6 protein-coding genes are annotated in these 5,643 nt (G+C 25.9%); 4 read left to right on the plus strand and 2 right to left on the minus strand.

Annotated features, from left to right (window positions below):
- Nucleotides 1-1,056 precede the first annotated feature (1,056 nt).
- From ACWXVP_RS03115 to ACWXVP_RS03130, 4 genes are all read left to right on the plus strand, one after another.
- Nucleotides 1,057-1,653, plus strand: coding sequence for a hypothetical protein (locus ACWXVP_RS03115; RefSeq protein WP_456013033.1), 597 nt, complete (start codon nt 1,057-1,059; stop codon nt 1,651-1,653).
- Nucleotides 1,654-1,734: 81 nt separating this feature from the next.
- Nucleotides 1,735-1,878 (plus strand): hypothetical protein, encoded by a 144-nt coding sequence (locus ACWXVP_RS03120; RefSeq protein WP_456013035.1) that lies wholly within the window; start codon nt 1,735-1,737, stop codon nt 1,876-1,878.
- The gene (locus ACWXVP_RS03125) at nt 1,862-2,746 is read left to right on the plus strand and encodes a hypothetical protein (protein ID WP_456013037.1); all 885 of its coding nucleotides are present in this window, start codon (nt 1,862-1,864) and stop codon (nt 2,744-2,746) included. Before ACWXVP_RS03120 ends, ACWXVP_RS03125 begins: the two co-directional genes overlap by 17 nt.
- Before the next feature lie 149 nt (nt 2,747-2,895).
- Nucleotides 2,896-3,981: a M42 family metallopeptidase gene (locus ACWXVP_RS03130; protein WP_456013039.1), complete on the plus strand. Its 1,086-nt coding sequence runs from the start codon at nt 2,896-2,898 to the stop codon at nt 3,979-3,981.
- Between the two features lie 309 nt (nt 3,982-4,290).
- On the opposite strand, the gene ACWXVP_RS03135 is transcribed toward ACWXVP_RS03130, so the two are convergent.
- Entirely contained in the window at nt 4,291-4,695 is a 405-nt protein-coding gene (locus ACWXVP_RS03135; protein ID WP_456013040.1) for a transposase, read from the minus strand.
- A 71-nt stretch (nt 4,696-4,766) separates the two neighbouring features.
- Nucleotides 4,767-5,375 (minus strand): hypothetical protein, encoded by a 609-nt coding sequence (locus ACWXVP_RS03140; protein ID WP_456013042.1) that lies wholly within the window; start codon nt 5,373-5,375, stop codon nt 4,767-4,769.
- Between the last annotated feature and the right edge of the window lie 268 nt (nt 5,376-5,643).

Consider the following 5,643-nt stretch of genomic DNA (forward strand, 5'->3'; position numbering starts at 1 on the left):
GGATTTGCACATGATAGAGCTATAACTGGTGTTGCCAAAACAGGTAAAAATCCTAAAAAAAGTAATTTGCTTTTTTTCATTTTTCTCCTTAAAATTTTATGAATTCAGGCTATTCCCAAACATTTTTTAATTATGTCTAGAAGAATTGGCGCAAGTCATAATTATAATTTATTTTTTTTTTTTTTTTTGTTTTTGGTTAAAAAAGATAATTTAAACTGGTTTGAGAATAAACTATATCTAAACCTATTACTTCAATTTCAATTAAAATTAAAAAGAAAAAAATAAAGATAGATATTTAAAAACCATATATTAAGGTACAATTGATAACATAATATTTTTTTATAATTTAATTCTTTCTTCGTCATTAAGGTTTTTAAAATAATTATTTTCTTAATTGATTAATTTCTATCATGTTTATCGGTCTCCACGATTTACTTAAAGACCATCCACAGGAAATATTTATTTAATTCACTATAGCAAGGTTTAACATTGCCTTTAGATTCTTATTTTTTCTTTTTTCCTATATGAATTTCTAAAACTTGCTAAATTATTAATTTTTAGTCTATAAATGATTTCTTATTTCTTTCATTGGTTCATCTAATTTAGCAAGATTTGAATAAGTTTAGTTAATAATTAATTTGCTAGAATAACAAAACAAAAATTAGTATAGTTTTGTACATTATTTTAGCTCAAAGAGATATTTTGAGACAATTAAGCAAACTAGGATTGCTAAATAAACAAAAATATATTTAATTATTTTTCAAGAAATTTAAACTGAGCACAAATACAAAAAACGCATGAGAAAGCATAATCAATTATCCATCTTTTATTTTTGGAAGTAATTTAAAAATTAAATAATTTAAACTAAAAAACCTATGCTAATTAAGTTTATGCTTTTTGCAACAACCATGCATTGTTATCAATTTAATGTAAGCAAAAAAGCTTTATATTATTGCTAATTGCTTTTTTAGTTACTATTAACCCTATTTACCTAGGAAAATAGTGATAATGTAATATAATATTTTTATTAATAAAACCTAATACTAAGGAGAAAATATGCGAAAAATAAGTTGATTTTTCTTAGGTCTTTTACCAACAATAGCAACCGCAGCGGTTGCATTTTCATGTGTAAATACAAAAACACATAATATACCAAACCCAAAACCTAGCCCTGATAAAATATCTGATACTCCTAAGAAAAAACCTAAAGTTAAAGAACAAAAAAATGATTTACAATCAGTTTATGAAACTATTAAAAGTATTCTACCAAAGGATACTCTAAATGATATTAGACATAAAAATAAACATATTAAAAATTTATTGATTGGAAATTTATTACCAAAAGATCTGATCCCTGATCTTCCAAAGGATCAAGACACTAGCTCAAATATTTTGAATGGTTTTAAAGGACCGAAATTTGAAATTGATTTTAGTGATCCGACTAATGAATTAATCAAAAAAACAATTGATAATTTATACTACAAACAATGATATAAATACTATGATAAATCCAAAGATGACGGAAAACAACATGCTTTTGATTTTCCACTAGAAGATGACTATATCGAAAATGAGTTAGATATATTCCCATCAAATGAACCTGAATCAAGCGAACCATGAGAAAACCATGAACCAAATCATAATAGTCCTTAAGAGTGAGATGAAGGCGCTGATGAAGTCTCTCCAAACGAACCAGAGCATAATGAACCTTGAATTTCTGATGATGAAGAAGGATTGAGTAGTCCTGCTGCATTAGCAACTAAACTTTTTGAATCTCTAAGGGGCGAATCAAATATAATTTATGATATGAATGATAATTTGGTTCCGTTATCTAAACTAAAATCACCTAACAAAAAAAAAATTGGTTGATGAAATTAAAGAAAAATTTAGAAATTTAATTAGTACTGAAACACAAAAAATAAATTCTGTATATGATGATAAAATTTTTGGAAAAAATGTATCTGAAACAACTACTAACATTCAAAATCATTTTAAAAATTTAATAAATGATAGCACAACCGTTGGTCAAGTGTTGAAACATATTAGTACAGTAAAAAAATATGTCGAAACTGAAATAATGCTAGCAAACATGTATAAACCTTTTAAAGATTTTGGAAATAGTTTTAATGTTAGTGAAAATAAAATATTAAAACCTACAGACCTAAAAGGAATTAATTTTAATCAAAATGGACTAGTCAATTATCGTGAAGATGCTTTTAAAATTTTAAGAAAAAATAATGAATTTGGTGAATGATTTAAAAAACCAGACCATAATTTTTACACTAAAACTAATGGTTATGTGGAAAAAATGCAAAATTTTGTAAACCAGATAAATGAAGCATATCAGCTTAAAGTTGAAGCAACTAAACCAGTTTTTCTTTTGCAAATAGATGAAACTACAAATTATAAAAAAATGTATACTGAACAAGAAATTATTAATGCACTCAAAAATAATAATATAAATGGTTTAACCAAAGAAAAAGTGAATCAAGCCCTATATGCAACGATATTTAATATCAAAATTAGAAATATTTTTCTAAAAAAGGGCGGAATAATTGATTGAAGAAGTAAAAGCGGTAATAGCACCGTTGAGTTTTTAGGCAAAATTGAGAAAAGAAATAACAAAGATAAACTAGTCGTTTATGTGGCTTATAAATTTAACAACAATGAAAAGGACAATCGTTTCAAAATTACTTTTACAAACCATTCAAAACAACAAAGCTATATTGAATTTAAAAAACAATAATTTAACACTAGCAACGCTTGCTAGTGTTTTTTTATCAAAACATAAAGATAAACTATACAAAATTGAAGGGTCACATATCGATTATTAAAACTTAGTTATTTTGATAAAATTTATATATTATTTTTATATTTAAAGAGGTTTATAAATTTATGGATAAAAATGAGTTATTCAAACAAAGATTAATTAAATACATGGAAATTGAGGCTATGTCGCGTTATGAAGAGCCTGTGGTTAATGAGTTGAAAAAATCACTAGGAAATAAAAAATTTGAGATTAGTAGAGATAACCTTGGATCAGTTATATTTAGAAAGAAATCAAAAAATCCTAATGCGCCAAAAGTTATGATTGCTGCGCATATGGATGAAGTAGGGTTTCTAGTTAGAAACATAGATAAAAAGGGACAACTTTATTTATCTCCTGTTGGAGGTATTTGACCATCAACAGTAATTGGAACAAAGGCAAAATTAGTAACAGAGGAAGGCAAAACCATTAATGGCGTTTTTGGCCACACAAGCATACACATTATGCAAGAAAATGAAATTTCAAAAGCAATTTCTAATAATGAAATTTATGCTGATTTTGGTTTTAAATCAGATGAAGATGCCAAAGAACAAGGAGTTGGCGTAGGTGACTTAGTATACATGTCAGGTGAAACTATACTATTTAATGATCCTAATTTATTGGGCGGAAAAGCAATGGATAATAGAGCTGGTATAACTGTTCTAGAATACGTTGCTAATGCCATCAACGATAAAGATCTTGATGTTGATCTCTACTTAGTTGGCACAGTGCAAGAAGAGGTAGGAACAAGAGGGGCTAGAACTAGTGTTTCATTAATTAAGCCAAACATAGCAATTGCTCTTGATACATGCGCATCACATGACACTCCTAACACAATCCCAGGAAATACTTTATTATACAAGGGTGCTGCTCTAAGAATAAAGGATCGTGGTACAATGATGGACCCAAAATTAGTTAAAGAATTTCAAAACATATCAAAAAAATATAACATACCTACATATAAATTTGTTGCAATGGGAGGAGGAACAGATGCTCATGAACTTCAATTTGCTCATGGTGGGGCAGCGACTCTAACCATTTCTTTACCACAAAGATATTTACATAGCCCTATAGGTGTTTGTGCAATTTCAGACTTAATTGCTGCCGGAGATTTATTAATTAATTTTCTTCAGGACTTTAATTTAGAAAAATGAGAGGATATCAAATACAAGTAAGAAATATCAAAAGCACATAAATAAAATTGTGTTTAAACTAGTAATATAGTAAATTTTGTGCAAATTTATCTCCTGCTTACTTTTTGAGTAAGAGATTTGAGAATAGCAATCACACAAATCTAAATTTATTAGACAAAAATAACCAGAATTATCAAGCACGTCTTGATAATTTTTCTTATTTATTTCATAAGAAATTATTTTTCTTTCTTCATCCACTTTAAAATCAAAATAATTTCCATATGTTTATAAATATCTTCATTTAAGTATTCTATATTTTCAAGTTGTTTTGATAATATATTTAAAACCGTATTATATTTTTCAACTTCTAATGATGCTTTTTTTGTTCATTATAAAACATATAAATGAAATACTTGCTTGTTGAATTTGTAAAAGCTTGCTCGTATGTTTTTCAAGTAAAAACTTTATGTTCAAAATTAAATTTTCAGCATTTTTATATATTTTATCTTTGTTTTTATTTAATAAACTACTTAATCTTTTGTTATAAGTTTCTGCCATAATTATAAAGTCAATGTTTTCAGAAGTAATATTTTCAATATTGTCCTTTGAAAAATAAGCGCGATCCAATACTAAAGTTGCTGATTTATAACGCAAATTTAAAACTTTATCAATCATTTTTTTGTAGTAACCTACATCAGTAACTGATTTGGGATATAAATCATAAAAAATTGGTAACCAGTCTTTGGATCTAAACAATACGATAAGTTTATTTATGGCAGTCTTTCATCAACCTTTGGCTTTCCATATTCAGCATGTTTCATGTTTTTTTAACTTATTTTAAAGTTCATTGAATCAACAGATAAATATACGCCATTCGAATATTCTAAATATGTTCTTAATTGTTTTAATCATCTATAATAAATTCAAGTATATTTTTTTGTTGTTATATCTTTATGCAAAAGCATTGATATCGTTAAGTTTTGAAGGAATTGAAAACAAACCAGAGAAAATTTTATATGCCACTTTTCAAATAATTGCGAAGCCATAGATTCTTCATCAATATAATAAAATGTCAATGCCTTTATTAATTCGCTTTTTGTGTTAAAAATATTTTTTAATTGTTCATCTATATATAAATCTTTAAAAATTCTAGTTATTACCAAATATTGCCCGATAGAAACGACAGAGGATATTTTTTTATCATCTTCTATGATTGTTATTTTTGTGTCCAAAAAATTAAAAAATACTCATCATTTGGTATTAATAAGTTGTCATTTTTTTGGATCTATTTTCCCAATATTAACTCTCTTATCGATATTATATTTTTTATCTTTTTTATATTCTGTTCCTTCAAGATAATATACATATTTATTATCATCTTTTCTTATAATTTGAACCTTTTTAGGAATCTTTACTCTTTGATCTTTTATTATCATTTTTACCTCATTTTATTTAGTTTATTTATAACTAAATAAAAATACTTTTCGAACTAAAAATGTAAAAAAATGCTGATTTTTTCAAATTTAATTCTTTTTTGTTTTTTGCTTGAGTTTTATAAAATAATTTACAAAATTACTTCAAGTTTAGGGTAAAAGTATAATAAAAAAAGCCAAGACTGGCTTTTTGTTCCCTGAAAACTGAATATCGACTTTTTTTATTTTAGATAACTTCTATAGAATCACTATTAAACCAATCAATTTATTA

It is taken from the genome of Mycoplasma sp. 1781 (genome assembly GCF_053851675.1).